Annotated in this window: 13 protein-coding genes and 1 pseudogene; 8 read left to right on the top strand and 6 right to left on the bottom strand. The window is 73.0% G+C overall.

All coding sequences use genetic code 11. The features are described 5' to 3' along the window. Positions 1-72 precede the first annotated feature (72 nt). Positions 73-663 carry a TIGR03086 family metal-binding protein gene (locus AR3_RS08250; RefSeq protein ID WP_067910989.1) on the top strand — a complete coding sequence of 197 codons (591 nt, stop codon included), beginning with the start codon at positions 73-75 and terminating at the stop codon, positions 661-663. Positions 664-723: 60 nt separating this feature from the next. Next, complete coding sequence (gltX, locus tag AR3_RS08245) at positions 724-2,133, top strand: glutamate--tRNA ligase (protein WP_083951104.1); 1,410 nt, start codon at positions 724-726, stop codon at positions 2,131-2,133. A gap of 197 nt (positions 2,134-2,330) precedes the next feature. Here the strand turns inward: gltX and AR3_RS08240 are convergent, their stop codons facing one another. The 3 genes from AR3_RS08240 to AR3_RS08230 form a co-directional block, all read right to left on the bottom strand. Beyond that, on the bottom strand, positions 2,331-3,425 hold the full coding sequence (locus tag AR3_RS08240; RefSeq protein WP_067910970.1) for an urease accessory protein UreH domain-containing protein: 1,095 nt from the start codon (positions 3,423-3,425) through the stop codon (positions 2,331-2,333). Between the two features lie 119 nt (positions 3,426-3,544). Further along, positions 3,545-4,192, bottom strand: a complete 648-nt coding sequence (locus AR3_RS08235) for a response regulator (protein WP_067910967.1) — start codon at positions 4,190-4,192, stop codon at positions 3,545-3,547. A gap of 211 nt (positions 4,193-4,403) precedes the next feature. After that, complete coding sequence (locus AR3_RS08230) at positions 4,404-8,660, bottom strand: HAMP domain-containing protein (RefSeq protein WP_067910964.1); 4,257 nt, start codon at positions 8,658-8,660, stop codon at positions 4,404-4,406. 418 nt (positions 8,661-9,078) lie between these two features. On the opposite strand from AR3_RS08230, the gene AR3_RS08225 reads away from it, so the two are divergent. From AR3_RS08225 to AR3_RS08215, 3 genes are all read left to right on the top strand, one after another. Further along, complete coding sequence (locus AR3_RS08225; protein ID WP_227022984.1) at positions 9,079-11,382, top strand: SpoIIE family protein phosphatase; 2,304 nt, start codon at positions 9,079-9,081, stop codon at positions 11,380-11,382. A 67-nt stretch (positions 11,383-11,449) separates the two neighbouring features. After that, positions 11,450-11,791: an STAS domain-containing protein gene (locus AR3_RS08220; RefSeq protein WP_067910961.1), complete on the top strand. Its 342-nt coding sequence runs from the start codon at positions 11,450-11,452 to the stop codon at positions 11,789-11,791. A 73-nt stretch (positions 11,792-11,864) separates the two neighbouring features. Beyond that, positions 11,865-12,233 (top strand): ATP-binding protein, encoded by a 369-nt coding sequence (locus AR3_RS08215; protein ID WP_067910958.1) that lies wholly within the window; start codon positions 11,865-11,867, stop codon positions 12,231-12,233. A 51-nt stretch (positions 12,234-12,284) separates the two neighbouring features. On the opposite strand, the gene AR3_RS08210 is transcribed toward AR3_RS08215, so the two are convergent. After that, positions 12,285-13,634, bottom strand: a complete 1,350-nt coding sequence (locus AR3_RS08210; protein ID WP_067911140.1) for a class II 3-deoxy-7-phosphoheptulonate synthase — start codon at positions 13,632-13,634, stop codon at positions 12,285-12,287. A gap of 172 nt (positions 13,635-13,806) precedes the next feature. Further along, positions 13,807-14,901, bottom strand: a complete 1,095-nt coding sequence (locus AR3_RS08205; protein ID WP_083951095.1) for a sigma-70 family RNA polymerase sigma factor — start codon at positions 14,899-14,901, stop codon at positions 13,807-13,809. A 130-nt stretch (positions 14,902-15,031) separates the two neighbouring features. On the opposite strand from AR3_RS08205, the gene trxA reads away from it, so the two are divergent. Continuing rightward, on the top strand, positions 15,032-15,385 hold the full coding sequence (gene trxA / locus AR3_RS08200) for a thioredoxin (protein WP_067910956.1): 354 nt from the start codon (positions 15,032-15,034) through the stop codon (positions 15,383-15,385). Positions 15,386-16,043: 658 nt separating this feature from the next. On the opposite strand, the pseudogene AR3_RS29405 reads toward trxA, so the two are convergent. Beyond that, a pseudogene (locus tag AR3_RS29405) lies at positions 16,044-16,261 on the bottom strand (methyltransferase); the annotation flags it as partial. Here AR3_RS29405 and AR3_RS29400 point away from each other — a divergent pair. Together AR3_RS29400 and AR3_RS08190 are read left to right on the top strand one after the other, a co-directional pair. Then, the gene (locus AR3_RS29400; protein WP_313819608.1) at positions 16,231-17,064 is read left to right on the top strand and encodes a thiamine pyrophosphate-binding protein; all 834 of its coding nucleotides are present in this window, start codon (positions 16,231-16,233) and stop codon (positions 17,062-17,064) included. The pseudogene AR3_RS29405 and the gene AR3_RS29400 overlap by 31 nt on opposite strands. A gap of 10 nt (positions 17,065-17,074) precedes the next feature. Continuing rightward, positions 17,075-17,926, top strand: a complete 852-nt coding sequence (locus tag AR3_RS08190) for a putative RNA methyltransferase (protein WP_067910950.1) — start codon at positions 17,075-17,077, stop codon at positions 17,924-17,926. Positions 17,927-19,474: the final 1,548 nt, after the last annotated feature.

Below are 19,474 nucleotides of genomic sequence, written 5' to 3'. Positions count from 1 at the left end.
TGTCGCGTTTCTTCAAGAATTCGGAGGAGTCGACCCCGTAGTGTGGGAACACATGTTCGAGAGGGGGCGACGATGGAACTGAGGACGCTGATGGCGCCCGCCGCGGAGGCCGCCGTGGGCGTCATGGACGCCGTGCCCGCCGACCGGCTGGACGCGCCGACGCCCTGCCCGGAGTGGGACGTGCGGGCGCTGGTCAACCACATGATCTTCTGGAGCGGACGGATCGAGGGCGCCGCGCACAAGCTGACGCCGCCCGCCGAGCCGGGCCAGGACCACGACTTCACCGTCGACGGCGACTGGGCCGGGCTGTACGCCGCGCGGGTGCGCAAGGCCGCCGAGGCGTGGTCGCACCCGGATGCCTGGGAGGGGACGACCCGGCTCACCGGCGAGGGGACGGCCATGCCCGCCCCGTTCGTCGGCGGCATTCTGTTCCTCGAGTGCGTGCTGCACGGGTGGGACCTGGCCGTCGCCACCGGGCAGAGCGCCCGGTTCGGCGACGACCTGGTCCGCGCCGCCTACGCGCAGCTCGACCGCATCGCGGACACCGGCCGCAAGCTTGGGGCGTTCGGCCCGCAGGTCCCGGTGCCCGAGTCCGCTCCGCTGTTGGAGCGGCTGCTCGGCCTCGCCGGGCGCGACCCGCACTGGGAGAGCGGGCGGGCGTAGCGGCGCCGCGCGGCACGGTGGGGGAGGGGGCGGCGCCGCGACCCCACTAGGCTTGGAGGCATGTCTGCCAGCTCTTCGATCCGTGTTCGTTTCGCCCCCTCGCCCACCGGCATGTTCCACGTGGGCGGGGCCCGCTCCGCGCTGTTCAACTGGGTGATGGCCAAACAGTCGGGCGGGACGCTGGTCCTGCGGATCGAGGACACCGACGCCTCCCGCAACCGGCCCGAGTGGACCGAGGGGATCATCCGCGCCCTGGCGTGGCTCGGCATCGACGGCGGCGAGTACGAGGGCCCGTACTTCCAGTCCGCCAACGCCGACAAGCACCGCGAGGCCGCCCTCCGGCTCCGCGAGCAGGGCCGGGCGTACTACTGCGACTGCACCCGCGAGGACGTCGTCGCCCGCACCGGCGACCAGCACCGGGGCTACGACGGACACTGCCGCGACCGCGGGCTGGAGCCGGGGCCGGGACGCGCCCTGCGGTTCCGCACCCCCGACCACGGCAAGACCACGGTCGTGGACCTGCTGCGCGGCGAGCCCACCTTCGACAACGCGGCCCTGGAGGACTTCGTCATCGCCCGCGCGGACGGGTCGGTGACGTTCCTGCTGGCCAACGCCGTCGACGACATCAGCCAGGGCATCACCCACGTGGTGCGCGGCGAGGAGCACCTGTCCAACGCGCCCAAGCAGCAGCTGCTGTGGGAGGCGCTGGGCGCCCGGCCGCCGGTGTGGGCGCACGTCCCGGTGATCGTCAACGAGAAGCGGCAGAAGCTGTCCAAGCGGCGCGACAAGGTGGCCCTGGAGGACTACCGCGCCGAGGGCTACCTGGCCGAGGCGATGCGCAACTACCTGATGCTGCTGGGGTGGGCGCCGTCCGGCGGCCGCGAGATCGTGCCGTGGGAGGAGATCGTCCGGGAGTTCCGGATCGAGGACGTCAACACCTCCCCGGCGTTCTTCGACGTCAAGAAGCTGCGCGCGTTCAACGGCGAGTACATCCGTGCCCTGCCGCTGGACAGGTTCATCGCCGAGTGCCAGCCGTTCCTGGAGCAGGCGCCGTTCGACGCGGACGCGGAGGTCTTCGCCAAGCTCGCGCCGCTGGCGCAGACGCGCATCGCGCTGCTGTCGGAGATCGTGCCCATGGTCGACTTCGCGTTCCTGGACGAGCCGGTGTTCGACGAGGCGTCCTGGACGAAGGCGATGACGAAGGGCCCGGCGGCCGAGATCCTGGCCGACGCCGAGGGCGCCTACCGCGACGCCCCCTGGGAGGCCGGAGAGCTCAAGACCCGGCTGGAGCAGGTCGGCGCCGCCCACGGCCTCAAGCTCGGCAAGGCCCAGGCCCCCGTCCGCGTCGCCGTCACGGGCCGCACCGTGGGCCTGCCGCTGTTCGAGTCCCTGGAGGTCCTCGGCCGCGAGCGCACCCTCGCCCGCATCGCCGCCGCCCGCGCCCGCCTGGCCGCCGAGTCCGGCTCCTAGTCCGCCGGGGACGGTCCCGCCGGGGCAGGCCGTCGCCGGCGGGACCCGCCTCACCTGAGAAGGGCGGGGCACGTCCGCGCAGCCCCGGCCCGTGCGCCTCGTCGATCAGAGCCCGGGCCTCGTCGACGCATGCCGACGACAGGGGCGACGTTGTAGCCGAATCGATGGGTTCCGACGCCCCCCGTTCGGAAGCCGGGTCAGCGGAAGGTGATCGAGCCGGGGTAGTGGCCGGAGGCGCAGACGAACCGGAGACGGCCGGGCCGGGGCGTCCCCAGGTCGACGCGGGTCTCGCCGTCCACGGGCAGGACGAGGTCCACGTTGCGGGAGGGGATGGTGAACACGCGGGTGTGGCCGTGGGTGCCGCGGGTGCGCAGGACGAGGACGGTGTGCACCCCCGCGCGGGCCGTGAGCACGGCGGGCCGGTAGCCGCGGTCCAGGGCCCAGACGGTGACGATCTGCGTGCCGGACGCGTCGCGGCGCACCGCCGCCGCGTCCGCCGCGGCCGTGCCGCCGCCTCCGTCCGCGGGCAGCCACCCGCCCAGGCGCAGCCCCGCCAGCAGCGTCCAGCCCGCGACGGCCAGCAGCGCGACCGCCGCCACGGGCGCCAGCCGGCCGCGCAGCCGCCCGGCCGCGGCGCCCACCAGCCCGAACACCGGCGCACCGCCGACCGCGAACCCGGCCATCACGGCGGCGCCGCCGACCGGGGAGCGGGACGTGACCGCCAGCAGCTCGGCCGACAGGGTCAGCCCGCAGGGCAGCAGCACGGTGGCCGCGCCCAACGCCGCCGGCCGCACAGCCCCTCGGCGCCGCCCCGACGGAGCGGACGCGACGTCCGATGGAGCGGCGTCTCGGACCGCAACCGGGCGGCAGGACGTTGACGAAGGGGAAGTCGCGGTGAGGGCGTGACACCTCCCCTCACCGCCGTGTAATGGGACGTCGTCGGACACGGCGGCGCCCCGGCAACCGCCGAGGCGGCGGGGGAGCAGCCGGCGCACCGGGCGGAACCCGAGAAGGTCGAGCGCGAACAGCAGCAGCGCCGCGGCGGCCAGGCACAGCAGCACGCCCCGCGTACGGGGACCGGGCTGGACCGCGCCGCCCGCCATGCCCAGGACCGCCCCGAGGCACGCGTGGACGGCGAGCCGGGCGGCCAGGAACGCGGCCACGGGACGCGTCGGCCGCCGCTCGCCGCGCACCGCGCCCGCCAGCAGAGCCAGCTGCACGGCCGTGCACGAGGTGACGCCCGCCAGCAGACCCGTGGCGGCGCCGGCGGCGAAGAGGGCGGGGGCGTCCATGGGCATCTCCTCCCGCCGCCGTACCGTCCCCGGCGCGGGCCGCCGCCAAGCCTGACCGGCGGGGCACCTGTCCCTGGCGAGACGGACAGAAAAGACGCGCGCCCCTCCCGGCCGCGGGCCTAGCGGCCGGACGGGGAGGAGTCGTCGCCGGGGGCGGTGAGCGCGGCCCGCAGGTCGGCGAACCGGCGTTCCAGCTCGGCGAACTCCTCCCGCAGAGGCTGCGGCACCCGCTTGCCCACGGCCTCCAGCTGCTCGGTGACGGCGGTGAGCCGCTCCGCGACGTCCTGCCCGTCGGCGGGACGGGTCCGCAGCAGCTCCGCCTGCTCCCGGAGCACCGCGGCCTGCTGCCGCAGCAGCGACGTCTGCTCGCGCAGCTGCTTGTTCTTGTTGTGCAGCTCCACGAACACCGACACCTTGGCGCGCAGCACCCACGGGTCGAACGGCTTGGAGATGAAGTCCACCGCCCCGGCGGCGTAGCCGCGGAACGCGTAGTCGGGGTCGCTGTCGACCGCGGTGAGGAAGATGATCGGCACGTCGCGGGTCTTCTTGCGGCGCTTGATGTCGCGGGCGGTCTCGAAGCCGTCCATGCCCGGCATCACCACGTCCAGCAGGATGACCGCGTACTCGTCCGTCAGCAGCGCCTTGAGCGCCTCCTCGCCGGAGCGGGCCCGCACCAGGTCCAGGTCGAGGGAGCTGAGGATGGCCTCAAGGGCGATCAGGTTCTCCTCGCGGTCGTCCACGAGCAGGATCTTCGCCTTGTCGTCCACGCGTGGCCTCTCTCCTCGATCCGATCCCCGGCCGGACGGCGTGGCCCGCGACCGCCCGGCGCCCGAACCCGGCGCCCCGCCGCGGCACGGACGGCCGCGGCCGCTCCGCCGCGCCCCGGCCGCCGCCCCGATCATCCCACGGGTCGGCGTTCCCCATCAGTGCACAACGTCCTGCCCCGCCCGACGACCCGGCGCCGGCGGGCGGGGCGGGTCAGCGCACGGCCGACGGCTGCAGCCAGCGCCGCATCACGTCCAGCAGCCGGTCGACGTCCACCGGCTTGGGCACGTAGTCCGACGCGCCCGCCGCCAGGCTCTTCTCCCGGTCGCCCTTCATCACCTTCGCCGTGATCACGATGATGGGCAGCTCGGCGAACTGCGGCATCTCCCGGATCGCGGCGGTGGTGGCGTAGCCGTCGAGTCCGGGCATCATCACGTCCATCAGCACCAGCGCCACGTCCGGGTTGCGGTGCAGCAGGTCGATGCCCGCCTGCCCGTCCTCGGCGTACAGCACGTCCATGCCGTACCCCTCCAGGACGCTGGTCAGCGCGAACACGTTGCGCACGTCGTCGTCGACGATGAGCACCTTGCGGCCCGACAGCGCCGTGTCCAGGTAGTCGGCGGGCGGCTCGGGCACGAGCCCGTTCAGCGGGTCCTCGCCTTCGTCGCGCTCCCTGGTCGGGGCGTCCTCGCCGCGGCCGGGCGCCGGCGCCTCCAGGGCGGGCGCGGACCCGGCGGGCGCCGCCGGCACCGCCGGCGGGGCGGCGCGGTCGGCCTGATCGGCCGCGTCGTGCTCGTCTGCCGCGGGGCGCCGCCGCTCGTCCGGCGAGGGGCACCGGGCGGGCAGGTACAGGGTGAAGACGCTGCCCTGGCCGACCTCGCTCTCCACGTGGATCTCCCCGCCCAGCAGCCGGGCGATGTTGCGGCTGATGGACAGGCCGAGCCCGGTGCCGCCGTAGCGGCGGCTGGTGGTGCCGTCGGCCTGCTGGAACGCCTCGAAGATGGCCTGCAGCTTGTCCTGGCTCACCCCGATCCCGGTGTCGATCACCCGGAACGCCAGCACGTCCGGGGTGTTCCACAGCGCCGGGACGGTGAAGTCCATGTCGTCGGCGCGCTCCACGCGCAGCCGCACCTCGCCCTCGCTGGTGAACTTCACCGCGTTGGACAGCAGGTTCCGCAGCACCTGCTGCAGCCGCTGCTCGTCGGTGTACAGGGTCGCCGGGACGTCCGGGGCGACCTCCACCCCGAACCGCAGACCCTTGTCCTGCGACAGCGGACGGAACGTCGCCTCGACGTAGTCGACCAGCGCCGAGACCTCCAGCGTCTGCAGGTGCACCTCCATCTTCCCGGCCTCCACCTTGGCCAGGTCGAGCATGTCGTTGATCAGCTCCAGGAGGTCCGTGCCGGAGTCGTAGATGGTCCGGGCGAACTCCACCTGCTTGTCGGTCAGGTTGCCCTCGGCGTTCTCCGACAGCAGCTTGGCCAGCACGAGCAGGCTGTTGAGCGGGGTGCGCAGCTCGTGCGACATGTTGGCGAGGAACTCCGACTTGTACCGCGAGGAGATCGCCAGCTGCTCGGCGCGCTCCTCCAGCGTCCGCCGGGCCTGCTCGATCTGGTAGTTCTGGATCTCGATCGCGCGGTTCTGCTGGGCCAGCAGCGCCGCCTTCTCCTCCAGCTCGCTGTTGGAGTGCCGCAGCTCGCCCTGCTGGCGCTGCAGCTCGTCGGACCGCTCCTGCAGCTCCTGCGCGAGCCGCTGGGACTCGGCCAGCAGCGCCTCGGTGCGGGCGTTGGCGCGGATGGCGTTCAGCGTCACCCCGATCGTCTCGATCAGCTGGTCGAAGAGCGCCAGGTGCACGTCGGTGAACCGGCTGAACGAGGCCAGCTCGATCACGCCCAGCACGGTGTCCTCGAACACGATCGGCAGGACGATGATGTTGACCGGGTCGGCCTCGCCCAGCCCCGTGCCGATCTTGATGTAGCCGGGCGGCGCGTCGGTGAGCAGGATCCGGCGGCGCTCCCGGGCGGCCTGGCCGATCAGGCCGTCCCCGATGCCGAACCGCTCCGCGCCGATCCGGTCGCGGTCGATCCCGTACCCGGCGATCAGCACGAGCTCGGCGTCGTCGGGGTCGGGGGCCTCCGCGCCGTCCTCGGGGTACTCGGCCATGTAGAACGCGCCGTACTGGGCGCTGGCGGTCGGCGTCAGCTCGTTCATGATCAACTCGGCGACCTGCATGAGGTCGCGGTGGCCCTGCATCAGCCCGCCGATGCGCGCCAGGTTGGTCTTCAGCCAGTCCTGCTCCTGGTTGGCCCGGGTGGTCTCGCGCAGCGTGGCGACCATCAGGTTGACGTTGTCCTTCAGCTCGGCCACCTCGCCGCGGGCCTCCACGGTGATGGAGCGGGTCAGGTCGCCGCGCGCCACCGCCCGGGCGACCTCGCCGATCGCCCGCACCTGCGTGGTCAGGTTGCTGGCCAGCTCGTTGACGCTCTCGGTGAGCCGCTTCCAGGTGCCCGACACGCCCTCCACCTCGGCCTGCCCGCCGAGGCGGCCCTCGGTGCCGACCTCGCGGGCGACGCGGGTCACCTCGGAGGCGAACGCCGACAGCGTGTCCACCATCGTGTTCAGGGTGGTCTTCAGCTCCAGGATCTCGCCCTGGGCGTCGACGTCGATGCGGCGGGTCAGGTCGCCGTGCGCCACCGCGGTGGCCACCTGCGCGATGTTGCGCACCTGGGTGGTCAGGTTGGAGGCCATCCCGTTGACGTTGTCGGTCAGGTCCTTCCACATGCCGCCCGCGCCGGGCACGATCGCCTGCCCGCCCAGGCGGCCCTCGGTGCCGACCTCGCGCGCCACCCGGGTCACCTCGGCGGCGAACGCCGACAGGATGTCGACCATCGTGTTGATGGTCTCCTTCAGCTGGGCGATCTCGCCCTGCGCGTCGACGGTGATCTTCTTGCTCAGGTCGCCCTGCGCCACCGCGGTGGTGACCTGCGCGATGTTGCGCACCTGGGTGGTCAGGTTGTTGGCCATCGAGTTGACGTTGTCGGTGAGGTCCTTCCAGACCCCGCTGACCCCGTGCACTCGGGCCTGACCGCCGAGGCGGCCCTCGGTGCCGACCTCGCGGGCGACGCGGGTGACCTCGTCGGCGAACGCCGACAGGGTGTCCACCATCGTGTTGACGGTGTCCTTGACCTCCAGGATCTCGCCCTGCGCGTCGACGGTGATCTTCTTGGTCAGGTCGCCCTGGGCGACCGCCGTGGTGACCTGCGCGATGTTGCGGACCTGGTAGGTCAGGTTGGACGCCATGCCGTTGACATTGTCGGTCAGGTCCCTCCACACGCCGCTCACGCCGGGCACGCGGGCCTGGCCGCCGAGGCGGCCCTCGGTGCCGACCTCGCGGGCGACGCGGGTGACCTCGTCGGCGAACGCCGACAGGGTGTCCACCATCTGGTTCACCGTCAGCTTCAGCTGCAGGATCTCGCCCTGCGCGTCGACGGTGATCTTCTTGCTGAGGTCGCCCTCGGCGACCGCCGTCGTCACCTGGGCGATGTTGCGGACCTGCGAGGTCAGGTTGTTGGCCATCGCGTTGACGTTGTCGGTGAGGTCCTTCCAGACCCCGCTGACGCCCCGCACGTTGGCCTGACCGCCCAGCTGCCCCTCGGTGCCGACCTCGCGGGCGACGCGGGTCACCTCGTCGGCGAACGCCGACAGCTGGTCGACCATGGTGTTGACGGTGAGCTTCAGCTCCTGCAGCTCGCCCGCGGCCTCCACCGTCACCTTGCGGGTCAGGTCGCCCTTGGCGACCGCCGTCGTCACCTCGGCGATGTCGCGGACCTGCGAGGTCAGCCGGTCGGCCATCAGGTTCACCGCCGCGGTCACGTCCCGCCACCGGCCGGACATGCCGCGCGCGGACGCCTTGCCGCCGAGCCGCCCCTCGGTGCCGACCTCCCGGGCGAACTGGGTGACCTCCCAGGTGAACTGGTCCAGCAGCTCCACCATCGAGTTCGCCGACCGGGCCATGCGCAGCAGCTCCCCGCGCATCGGCCGCCCGCCGACCCGCAGCTCCACCCGCTGGTTCAGGTCGCCCGCGGCGACCGCCTCCACCACCTTGTGGATGCCGGTCGCCAGGTCGGTGAGCTTGTCGATGATCGCGTTGGCGTCCTCGACCACGGTGCCCCAGGTGCCCTTGAGCGCGCCGGGCCGCAGCCGGCCGCGCAGCTGCCCCTGCCGGCCGATCTCGCGCCGCACCCGCGCCATCCCGGTGGCGATGTGCTCGGCGTTCTGGCGGATCTCCTCCAGGATCGCCGCGGCCTCCGCGACGGCGCCCTCACCCGGCACGTCCAGCTCTTTGCGGAGCTTGCCGTCCCGCACCGCCGCCAGCGCCTTGAGCAACGGCGCCAGATCGGCGTCGCTATAGCGCGGCGTGGTGTCATGGGACCCGTTGCGGTAGTTCGTACGGGGAGCGGTTCGGGGCATGCTGCTCATCCTCCTGGCCCGCGACGTGGGTACCCGGGAACGACGGACACCTCCTTCTGACGTGGCCGCACCTGTACTTTACGTTCCACGCCGCCGATGTCAGGCCCGCCGCACGACGGCGGTGCGCCGCACCCGTCGCGTGACGCCTCGAGGTGGCTCGTAGCCTTCGTGTTACGGTCTGTCGTGTTGTGGCGGCCCTGGCCCGCACCTGTCCGCCGGGCCGGGAAGATGCCGTCCCGGACCCCCGCTCACCGGTGGCCCGGTGCCGCGGCCGGGCCCGTCGGCGGCGCCGACCGGGACGCCGCGGCCGGCCCGTCCCCGGGATCCCGCCGCGGGCGGGGACCTCTCCTGGCCGGGCGGCGAACCCGTCTGCCACGATAGCCGGGCCCGGGAAAAGCTCGAAGTGAGGAACGGACTGTTGGATCGGCAGACGGCGGCGCGCACGGCGCGGTCCTCCTCGGCGCAGAAGGTGTCGGCCACCTTCCCCTCCGTCGCCACGTCCGTGGCGGAGGCGCGGCGGTTCGTCCGCCGGGTGCTGACGGGCTGGCACATGGACGAGGCCGTCGACGACGCCGTGCTCGCCACCAGCGAACTGGCCACCAACGCCGTCGCCTACGCGGGCACCTCGTTCGAGGTGATCTGCCGGCTCACCGACGGCGAGATCCAGATCGAGGTCCGCGACCGCCACCCCACCCGCGTCATCGCGATGCCGGGCATGGAGGCCTCCAGCGGCCGCGGCCTCCCGTCGATCGCCGCGCTGTCGGAGTCCTGGGGCGTCACCTACGACCGGCGCGGCAAGGGCGTGTGGTTCCGGCTGCCCCGGCCCGGCGGCGACTCCGGCGCCGCACCCGACCGCGAGGACGCCGCCGAGAAGGCCGCAGGCGCCGCGAGCCCGCCGACCCAGGGCGCCCGCCCCGGAGACAGGACCGCCGCGCGCCCCGCCACGCGCAGGGAAGGGCGGGGAGCCGCGGCCGCCGGGGGCCGCCTCGGCGGCGGCGCCGCGCGCGACGAGAACGACCTCGCCGCCAGGGCCGTGGCCGGCGACCGGCTGCTGCGCTCGACCTCGGCCAAGGAGACGCTGCAGGAGGCGGTCGGCACCGTCCGCAACATGCTCGACGCCGACGGCGCCGCCGTCCTGCTGACCGAACGCGACGGGCGGCTGGTGCTGGGCGCCGCGTCCGGCCTGCCCACCGAGGCCCCCGTGGAGGAGCTGTCGGTGGTCGGCCTCGGCCCGGACGCCCGCGGCGGCGCGCCGTGGGTGGCCGCCGACGCCGCCGACCCGGTCGCCGCGGCCCTGCGCGCCCGCTCCATGGTCGCCGCGCCGCTGGTGACCCAGGGCCGCCTCACCGGCCTGGTCGTCGCCGTGGCGTCCGCCCCCGGCCGGTTCGACGAGGCCGACGCCGCCCGCCTGGGCCGGCTGGCCGAGGAGACGGCGCTGTCGCTGGAGAAGGCCCGCATCGGCGAGCTGGAGCGCTCGTGGCGCGGCTGGCTCAGCTTCGTCGCCGAGGCCAGCGACCTGCTGGCCGGCACCCTCGACCAGGAGCGCACCATGGCGCTGGTCGCCCAGCTGGTCGTGCCGCGGCTGGCGACCTGGTGCGCCGTCTACACCGTCGCCGACGGCGACGGCGAGCGCGACCGCCTCGCCTACGTCTGGCACGCCGACGAGACCCGCGCCGACGGGCTGCGCGACCTGCTCGCCCACGCCGACCTCGCCCCGCCGATGGACGCCCCCGGCCCTTGGAACGGTCTCATGGCCGCCCCGCCGGACGTGCGCGCCGCCGCCGGGAGCACCGCCCGCGACCAGGCCTACGCGTTCCCGCTGATCGCCCGCGGCCGCCGCATCGGCGCCATCGTGATCGGCCGCCCGGCCGGCGACCGCTTCCCGCGCAGCGCCATCGAGCTGGCCGAGGAGCTCAGCCGCCGCGCCGCCCTGGCGATCGACAACGCCCGCCTGTACTCCGCCCAGACCGCCATGAGCCGCGCCCTGCAGCGCAGCCTGCTGCCGCCCGGCGTGCCCGAGATCCCGGGCCTGGAGGTCGCCGTGGTGTACGAGCCGGCCGGCGAGGGCAGCGAGGTCGGCGGCGACTTCTACGACGTGTTCGAGTGCCCCGACCCGTCCGGCGGGCCCGCCGGGCCCGCCCACCGCTGGCGGTTCGCCATCGGCGACGTGTGCGGCACCGGCCCGCAGGCCGCCGCCGTCACCGGGCTGGCCCGGCACGCCCTGCGCATCCTGGCCGCCGAGGACATGTCCGTCCCCGACGTGCTGGCCCGCCTCAACCGGCTGATCCTCGGCGAGGGCGAGCGCGGCCGCCTGCTGACCCTGCTGCACGGCGAGATCACCCCGCGGCCGCGCCGGGACGGGGTGACGATCACGCTGAGCAGCGCCGGGCACCCGCCGCCGCTGATCCTGGACCCCGACGGCGCCGTCCGCGAGGCCGCCCGCCCGCAGCCGCTGCTCGGCGTGTTCGACGACGTGCGGTTCCACACCGACACCGTCAGCCTGCGCCGCGGACAGGTGCTGCTGTGCGTGACCGACGGCGTCACCGAGCGGCGCTCGGGCTCCCGGCTGCTGGGCGACGGGCACGGCCTGGAACGGCTGCTGTCGGGCTGCACCGGCCTGAGCGCGGGCGCGGTCGCCGCCCGCATCCAGCGGGCCGTGCGCGACTTCGGGCCCGAGCCGTCCAACGACGACGTCGCACTGATCGTCCTGCGGGCGTCGTGACCGAGCGGGACCGGGGCGTCACCGGCGGGGGCGTCAGGAGGGCCCGCAGTCGGTATGGTGGGGTGTCGTGGGCCTAGCCTTGCAGACGACGCGACACGACGGCCGCGCGACGATCGCCGCGCGCGGCTCCATCGACCTGCACTCCTCCGAGGAGCTCCGAGCCCGGCTGACCGAGCTGGTCGACGCGGGGGAGCGGGAGGTCGTGGTCGACCTCACCGCCGTCGACTTCTGCGACTCCTCCGGCCTGAACGTGCTCGTCCGCGCGTACAAGCACGCCCGCGCCCAGAACGCCACGCTCGTGGTGACCGGCGCCTACGGCCGGGTGGAGAACGTGCTGCGCACCACCGGCCTCGACCGCTTCCTCATGGCGGACGCGGCGGACGGCGAAGGCGCCGAGGGCCGCGTGTGATGCGCGGCCGCCGCACCGCGCCGTCGACGGCCGACGGCCGGCCCGCCCCCCGAACCGTCCGGCGGTCCCCGCGATGACCGAGACGACGATGCGCGCCGCCCCGCAGACCGAGGCGGTGGAGCACGCGCGCCGACTGGCCACCCGCACCATGCGCACGTGGGCCCTCATGGAACGCGAGGAGCTGGTCACCGCGATCGTCGCCGAATTGGTCGCCAACGCCGTCCGGCACGCCGGAACCGCCTTGGAACTGCGTCTGATACGCGACGACTCCCGGGTCCGCGTGGAGGTCCGCGACCGCGCCGCGCAGATGCCGCGCCTGACCGTCCCCGGCCCCCTGGACGAGTCGCACCGCGGCCTGTTCATCGTCGACCGCTTCGCCACCGCCTGGGGCGCCGAACCCGTCGCCGGCGGCAAGGTCGTCTGGGCCGAGGTCGCCATCTGACCCCCGCCCCGACGCCGTCCGCGCCGCCGCGGCCCGCGGCGAGGCGCGAGGTCAGTGGGTCTCGCGGTACAGCTCGGCGACCATGAACGCCAGGTCCAGGGACTGGCTGCGGTTGAGCCGCGGGTCGCACGCGGTCTCGTACCGCTGGTGCAGGTCGGCCTCGTCGATCTCGTGGCCGCCGCCGACGCACTCGGTGACGTCGTCGCCGGTGAACTCGATGTGGATGCCGCCGGGGTGGGTGCCGAGCGCCCGGTGCACCTCGAAGAACCCGGTGACCTCCGCCAGCACGTCGTCGAACCGGCGGGTCTTGTGCCCGCTCGGCGCCTCGAAGGTGTTGCCGTGCATCGGGTCGCAGATCCAGGCGACCGGCGGCCCGCTGCCGCGCACCTTCTCGATCAGCGGCGGCAGCGCGTCGCGGATCTTGTCCGCGCCCATCCGGGTGATGAACGTCAGCCGGCCCGGCTCGCCCTCGGGGTTGAGCCGCTCGGCCAGCGCCAGCGCGTCCTCAGGGGTGGTGGACGGGCCCAGCTTCACCCCGATCGGGTTGCGGACGTGCCGCAGGAACTCCACGTGCGCGCCGTCGAGCTGCCGGGTCCGCTCGCCGATCCACAGCAGGTGCGCCGACACGTCGTACGGCTGCCCGCTGCGGCTGTCGATGCGGGTCAGCGCCCGCTCGTACTCCAGCAGCAGCGCCTCGTGGCTGGAGTAGAACTCCACGCTGTGGAGCTCCTCGGGGTCGGCGCCGCACGCCTTCATGAACGCCAGCGCCCGGTCGATCTCCCCGGCCAGCCGCTCGTACCGGCGCCCGGCCGGGCTGGCCGCCACGAAGTCCTGGTTCCAGGCGTGCACCTGCCGCAGGTCGGCGTACCCGCCCGTGGTGAAGGCCCGGCACAGGTTCAGCGTGACGGCCGAGCAGTGGTAGGCCTGCAGCAGCCGCCGCGGGTCGTTGCGCCGCGCCTCGGCGGTGAACTCGAAGCCGTTGACGGCGTCGCCCCGGTAGGCGGGCAGCTCCACCCCGCCGCGCCTCTCGACGGGCTTGGACCGCGGTTTGGCGAACTGCCCGGCCATCCGGCCGATCTTCACCACCGGCACGCGGCCCGCGTAGGTGAGCACGACCGCCATCTGCAGCAAGGTCTTCAGCTTGTTGCGGACGGCGTCGGCCGTGGAGCCCGCGAACGTCTCGGCGCAGTCCCCGCCCTGCAGGACGAACGCCTCGCCCCGCGCGACCGCCGCCAGCCGCTCCTTGAGCTGGTCGCACTCGCCCGCGAACACCAGCGGAGGCTGCTTGGCCAGCTCCTCGACCACGGCGCGCAGCTCGGCCTCGTCTTCCCACTCGGGCTGTTGCAGTGCCGGGAGGGCGCGCCAGGCGTCGAGCTCCCCCGTGACGCTAGATGTACTCACGTGCACCAAGGCTATGGCACCGGGGCCGCCCTGACATGGGGAGCGCAGTGTAGGAAACCGGAAAACTTCCGGAAGGTTCCCCATGTGACGACAGGCGGCCGACCGCGTGCATCCGCACCGACCGTCCGTCTGCGTGCGGCTCGCGCGGGGCCACGCGGCGCGTCGCGCGGCGTCATGCCGCCTTGCTGCGAGACGCGGCCGCGCGCACGGCCGCCGCGGTGACCTTGTGCTCCGCGGCCGGGGCGCCCCGCGTCTTCGGGGTCCGAGCGGCCGCCGGCGAGCCGGTGCGGGCGGCGGACGGGACGGCCGCGGCGTGCGCGGGCCCGCGCTGCCCGTTCAGTTCCGCCTCCGCCGCCATCTGGCGCAGCCGCCGCAGCGACCGGTCGGTGATCTGCCGCACCCGGTTGTGGCTCAGGCCGTAGCGGGCGCCGATCTGCGCGTACGACTGCGGCTGGCCGCTGTCCATGCCGAACCGGGCCCGCAGGATCGCCGACTCGCGTTCGGGCAGCCGTTCCAGCAGGCGGCCCAGCCCCTCGCTCTCGTCGAGCGCGAGGATCTCCGCCTCGGGCGTCACCCCGTCGGGGTCCTCCAGCAGGTCGCCCATGGCGGTCTCGCCCGTGTCGTCCACCGCGGCGTCCAGGCTGGCGGGATCGCGGCGCCAGCTCAGCAGCTCGTCGACGTGCTCGGGCTCGGCGCCGACGGCCTCCGCCAGCTCCTCGCGCGTGGGGTCGCGGCCCAGGTCGCGGCCGAGCTGCCGCTCGGCCCGCCGCAGCCGTGACAGCTCCTCCTCGACGTGCACCGGGAGGCGGATGGTGCGGGCGGTGTGGCTGAGGCCGCGTCCGATCGCCTGCCGGATCCACCAGGTCGCGTACGTCGAGAACTTGAAGCCGCGCCGGTAGTCGAACTTCTCCACCGCCCGCATCAGCCCCAGGTTGCCCTCCTGGATGAGGTCGATGAGGGGAAGCGCGTCGGTGGGGTACTTGCGGGCGATCGAGACCACAAGGCGCAGGTTGGCCTCGACGAAGCGCTGCTTGGCGCGCAGCCCCGCCTCGACGATCTCCTGCAGCTCTTCCCGGGTGGTCCCTTCGGGGATCGGGCCTTCCTCCAGGAGCTGTTCGGCGTACAGGCCCCCTTCGATCGCCTTGGCCAGGTCGACCTCTTCCTCCGCGTCCAGCAGGGGGGTGCGGCCGATCCGGTCGAGGTACGCCCCGACAAGGTCCTTGTCGAGGGCGTCGATCCTGTCGCCCTTGCTACGGGTTGCAGCCATCCTGACCCTTCTTCGGTGCGATCTCCCTGAAGGGAGAACGCCAATTACGGCTCTGTGATTCCCACGTCGGGAATACTGCGGGGCTGTCCGCCGCTTCCCTGGCTGATACCCCGAGCGAGGAGAAACCGACATGGCGACGGTCACGCTGACCGCAGACAACTTCGACGACGTGGCCCAGCGCGACGGCATCGTGCTGGTCGACTTCTGGGCCGAGTGGTGCGGTCCGTGCCGCGCCTTCGCCCCGGTCTTCGCCAGGGCCGCCGAAAAGCACCCCGACATCGTGTTCGGCAAGGTCGACACCGAGGACCAGCCCGAGCTGTCGGAGCGGTTCGGCATCTCCTCCATCCCCACGGTCATGGCGATTCGCGACGGCGTGATCGTGTTCGCCGAGCCCGGGGCCCTGCCGGAGGCGGTGCTGGAGAACGTCATCCAGCAGGTGCGCGACCTCGACATGGAGGAAGTGCGGCGCCGCCTGCCGTCCTGACAGGGCGGAGTCACGGCGGCTGGAGTCCCCGTGACGCCGCCCTGAGGGGCTCGCAGCACCATCGGTACGACCAGGTCGTGGGCGAATCGCTTCAGGCGGTGACGCGGCCCAGATCGTCCAGCAGTGGCGGCGCGCCCTCCGGCTCGGAGCCACCGACCGGAGGGCGGTTACTGGGCTGCGCCGAATGGGACGTGGGCTTCCTCGGAAGGCACCCTTCATCGGCGCCACCGAACTGTAGGGCGCCCCAGACCAGCGCGTACCGCCGGAATGAGCCCTTCCGCCGGCCATTTCGCGCCGCCGCCACGAGATCGTCCGCGCCTGGGCGCCAAGCCCGGCGCCCAGGCTTCAGGCAGCCCTCGCCATGTGGCGTTACGGCCAGGGACGACTGGCTCGGCGCGGCCGCCCCTCTGATAGCGCCTCACCCACGGCGCCGCCAGTCCCCTGGGCGTGGCCGTAGGGCGCAGCCGGCCCCGGGAGGGACGCCGGCGAGGCCCAGCGCGGCGCCGCCGCCGACAAGCGGCGCTCAGCGGGACGACCGCGCGCCGTCGGGCCGCATGAGGGTCGATCGCCGGGGCCATACCGGTCCGAAGGCGATGGTGGACACCGGGATGTGGGAGGCGCGGGCGGCGTCGACGGCCTCGGGGACCGAGCGGCCGGTGGCGACGGGGCCGTAGCCGCACCCAGGTCCAGCAGGTCGCCGGTGGGAGGGGGAAGAGGCGCGGTTTCCAACAGGATGCGCGTGCCCGAGTCGACGCGGTCGGGTGAGAACATGCCGCGGTCGGTCTGCAGCCGCAGGTGCACGCCGGGCAGGACGAGGTCGACGGTGGTCGCAGCTCCCGCTCCTAATGGAGGCGTCGCCAAGCCGGGTGCTTTCAGGCGGGAGACGGCAATGCCTGTACCAGCCGCTTCAGAGACCTCAGGCGTGCAGCTCGGGGCGTCCTGTCCAGCGGGTTGACCGGCCTGCTGCGGTCTGGGGTGCCCGAGCGGGCGAGGCTGTGATGGCTGGAGCTTCGTCGCCGTCGCTTCGCAGGGGGCGTCGTCGACGCGGCAGCCGGCTGGTCATGTGGGGCTCCAGAAGCGTCACGCTGGGCGTGGCGGCACCCGCTCGAAGCCGTGATCTCGCAGATCGGCAGCACCCTGCCGCCGCTGGGGCAGCCGATTCACAACCTGACCAGACGCTGGGGCCGGCCAGGCGCTCAGGGCGTCCGGCGGCGGTGGTGTGCACGTCGGGGACGGCCGCGGCCGACTTCCACCCGGCGGTGATCGAGGCGCATCAGGCGGGCGTGCCGATGATCGTGCTGACCGCCGACCGTCCGCCGGAGCTGCGCGACACCGGCGCCAACCAGAGCATCGACCAGATCAAGCTGTACGGGACGGCGGCGCGGTGGAGCTGCGAGCTGGGCGCGCCGGGGAACCGCCCCGGGATGGCGGCGCACTGGCGGTCGGTGACCAGCCGGGCGTGGGCTCTGGCGCAGGCACCGCTGGACGTGACGTCCGCTGGCACGACGCCGAGCCCTTGGAACCGTCTCGAGAACTTTGCGGAGGTCATGACGGGGCAGAGCGGGGGCCGACGATGGCGTCCGCGGCCTCGACGGCGCGCTGAATGGCACCGTGGCCGCCCGCGTCCTCACCTGCGCTGTGCGGTCCGCGACGTCCTCGAGGACGGTCTGGCGTGGTAGACCATGACCCGTGCTGGCTGATGTGGTCGAACGTCTGGCGTGCCCTGTATGCGGGGAGACCCTCGCCCTCAACGGCGAAGGGAAGACCCTGCGCTGCCCCGCAGGACACGCCTTCGACGTCGCCCGCCAGGGATACGCGAATCTGCTCCCTGGAAACGCCCGTCCCGGCACCGCCGACACCGCCGAGATGGTGGGCGCGCGCGAGACCTTCCTACGAACTGGTCACTTCGCCCCCATGGCGAAGGCCGTCGCGGAGCTCATCACCGCAGCACTCGACGCCGTTCCAGGAGGCGGGTGCGTCCTGGACGCGGGAGCCGGCACGGGCTACTACCTGAGCGCGGTACTCGACCAGCCCGGCGACGCGGTGGGCATCGCCCTGGACCTGTCCAAATACGCCGCCCGGCGGGCCGCCCGAGCCCATCCACGCATCGGCGCCGTCGTCGCCGACCTCTGGCGGCCGTTGCCGGTCCGCACCGACGCCGTGGACGCGGTCATCAACGTGTTCGCTCCCCGCAACGCCCCGGAATTCCATAGGGTGCTGCGCGGCGGCCTCCTGGTCACCGTCACCCCCTCGCAACGGCATCTGGGCCCGCTCGTCGAAACCCTCGGGCTCGTGACCGTCGACGAACAGAAGAACGAACGCGTTGATGCGGCCCTCGGAGCCCATTTCACCCTGGAGACGCGGCGCACGCTGGAATATGAAGCGACCCTCGACCACGCGCAGACCGAAGCCCTCGTCGGAATGGGGCCGAGCGCGCACCATGTTCCGGCCGACGAGCTTCGGCAACGCGTCGCCCGTCTCCCCGAGCCGGTCACGGTGCCGCTCTCTTTCGTGGTCTCCGCCTTCCGTCCTGTGCCGTAGCAGATGTCACGGCTGTCCCAGCAGCCGAGCTGCCCCAGTCCTGGTCTGCGGTGGTGACTGCGCAGGCCGGTCACATGATCAGTGGCCACGCAGCCTCGGCACTGCCCACTCGGGGATCAGTACGGCCATTGCGCAGCGCGCCTCGGCGGCCGCCGAAGGGGGAGAAGCGGTCCGGTACGCGTCACCGACAGTCCTGTCGGCAGTGCGGTGCCCGAGCCGCGCGGACCGCGACCGTCGCCGACGACCTTGTCGTCGGCGACGGTCTGCCGCCGATGGGGGAGGCCGCAGCCTCCAGCGCGGACCTGGTGATCGCCGCTCTGCGGGCACGGGCTCGGCACCCTGCTCGACAAGAGGTTCGTCGACGCGCGGGCAGTGGCAGCGGCTCGCGGCTTCTACCGGGACCCGCCGTTGCCGGCGCGCCTGACATCACGTCCGATCGTCCCGTCCAACAGGTTCGAAACTCCGCTCGCGGAACGGGCCAGGCGCCACGGTTTCGCGCCCAGCCCGACCGCAAGGCCAGTGCCGGAGGCGCAGACGAACCGGAGACGGCCGGGGCGGGACGCTCCCAGGTCGATGCGGGCCTCGCCGTCCACGGGCAGGACGAGGTCCACGCCCCAGATGTAGACACCCGTGGAGTCGACTCGACGGCATCCCTTCAGGTGTGGTCGCAGTCCTGCCAGAGCAGTCCAAAAGAAGCGGTTACGCAGCGTTCCGAAGCAGGGCGTTGCCCTGCGCGCGACTCGGGCGCGCAGCGCCTTGACCGATCGGGCTCGCAGCACCGGGACGATCAGGGATCGTGCAACGGTTCCCTCAGGTCATGGCGAGAAGCTGCGGCACGTGCAGGACAGGGGCCCTTCGACCTCGACACATGCTCATCGCGACGGCGGCCGGAATACCGTGCGCAACCGAGAGCAGCGTGGATCTGTAACGGCGGGAACTCCCTCTGATCAACGTGAACGCGGCACGTACCGGTGAGTGGCTGGCCTCTCGGCCACAGTCGAACGACGTGAACGTGACCCGATGCGCGGTCCGCGTGCCTCGGCGCCGCGTCGTCCGGACCACGTGAGCGCCCGTCGCTCCGATTTGACTGTTGCGATCTTGCCTGCCTAAAGTCATCTGCACCCTGAGGGATGCGGGACGCCGCGAGGCGGACGGCCCCAGGGGATCAGATCAGAAGGCGGCCCGAGCGGCGCTCGGTCTGTTGTACACTGGTCTGGTCAGCCCGAGCTGGGTGCTGGTCGCCAAGAGGCGGCCGACCCGATGGGCATCTTCCCCGAGTCGACACCGAGCCGGTCCAGGCTTTTGTTCGGCTTGTGGGATACCCGGTTGCGGACTTCTTTGTCGAATTGGCTCTGAAAAGGGTCGGTTTGACAGAGAAGAAAAGCCGGGTAAATTAAAAGTGTCGCCCCGGGGCGGTGACCGCGAGAGCGGGATCCGCGCGGTGGGTGTCCGTTTCTTGAGAACTCAACAGCGTGTCAAAAGCCAGTGCCTTGTGAGGCCAGGCGATTGTCTGGCCGCCCCCGTTGCCCTGGGAGCCGCGTGGTTTCC

The sequence above is a fragment of the Actinomadura rubrobrunea NBRC 15275 genome (assembly GCF_001552235.1).
Lineage (GTDB): Bacteria > Actinomycetota > Actinomycetes > Streptosporangiales > Streptosporangiaceae > Spirillospora > Spirillospora viridilutea.
This window is presented reverse-complemented; position numbering and strand designations above follow the sequence as displayed.

Bases quoted from the DNA above. Each gene is read 5' to 3' on its own strand.
- AR3_RS08250 (WP_067910989.1), top strand. From the start codon at position 73: ATGGAACTGAGGACGCTGATGGCGCCCGCCGCGGAGGCCGCCGTGGGC.
- gltX (WP_083951104.1), top strand. From the start codon at position 724: ATGTCTGCCAGCTCTTCGATCCGTGTTCGTTTCGCCCCCTCGCCCACC.
- AR3_RS08240 (WP_067910970.1), bottom strand. From the start codon at position 3,425: ATGGACGCCCCCGCCCTCTTCGCCGCCGGCGCCGCCACGGGTCTGCTG.
- AR3_RS08230 (WP_067910964.1), bottom strand. From the start codon at position 8,660: ATGCCCCGAACCGCTCCCCGTACGAACTACCGCAACGGGTCCCATGAC.
- AR3_RS08215 (WP_067910958.1), top strand. From the start codon at position 11,865: ATGACCGAGACGACGATGCGCGCCGCCCCGCAGACCGAGGCGGTGGAG.
- AR3_RS08205 (WP_083951095.1), bottom strand. From the start codon at position 14,901: ATGGCTGCAACCCGTAGCAAGGGCGACAGGATCGACGCCCTCGACAAG.
- trxA (WP_067910956.1), top strand. From the start codon at position 15,032: ATGGCGACGGTCACGCTGACCGCAGACAACTTCGACGACGTGGCCCAG.
- AR3_RS29400 (WP_313819608.1), top strand. From the start codon at position 16,231: ATGGAGGCGTCGCCAAGCCGGGTGCTTTCAGGCGGGAGACGGCAATGC.